The organism is Vibrio sp. 704 (assembly GCF_033339295.1).
Map to the genome: position 1 here is coordinate 1 of NZ_JAWOUH010000400.1, position 728 is coordinate 728.

The window sequence follows — 728 nt, forward strand, 5'->3', positions numbered from 1 at the left end:
CTTCACACGCAATAATGAGGCACAGCCCATTCAAACTGAATTCTGCCTTTCCAGCAGGGAATGTTACCAAGCCACTTTGTTCATCCCACGTTGCAGGCACTTTACGTGCGAAATGTCGGCATAGTGTCACTAAGTATTTGCTCGCGTGTTCACTTTCAATCTGGGTCGTTTCTTTGATCATAATGTCACTTTGCTTATTCGTGTAAAAAGGCCCTCTTTCGAGAGCCTTATGAGTAGGTTTTAGAATTGGTAAGCCGCTGAAAGCTTGAAGTTACGACCTGGTTCGTAATCATCTAGCGTGAAGCCGCGTACCGTGCCCGAACGTGACGCATGTGATGTGTAAACCTCATCGAAGATATTATCGATACCGAACGTTACCGATAAGCCATCAACGTTCGACGGCACCCACTGAGCGTACAGATTATGCACATCGTAGCTATCTTTAGCAGGCTGACCATCAAACACATTGTCTTCTTCAAGTACAAACATGGATGTCCAACCAAAGATGGTTTCTAGCGAATCAGATTGGTAATCCAGCGTTAAAGCAATGCTGTCACCCATGTCGATACTGCGACCATTTCCACCTGCAACTGGGCCGCCAGTGTTCTTGTTTTTGGTATCAGACTGCGAGTAAGAAAGCTTACTGTTGAATTTGCCATACCCGTAGGACGCACTGGCTTCAAAGCCTTTGATCTCAACGTCACCGATGTTGTAAATCAGGTAGGTTT

Annotated in this window: 2 protein-coding genes; both read right to left on the reverse strand. The window is 45.7% G+C overall.

The genetic code is table 11. The features are described from left to right. Positions 1 to 181, reverse strand: a 181-nt coding sequence (locus R7R24_RS26715) for a DUF2218 domain-containing protein (protein WP_318120119.1), incomplete at its 3' end; no start/stop codon positions are given. Between the two features lie 59 nt (positions 182 to 240). Further along, positions 241 to 728 (reverse strand): TonB-dependent receptor domain-containing protein (locus R7R24_RS26720; RefSeq protein ID WP_318120120.1); only part of this gene is annotated, 488 nt, incomplete at its 5' end.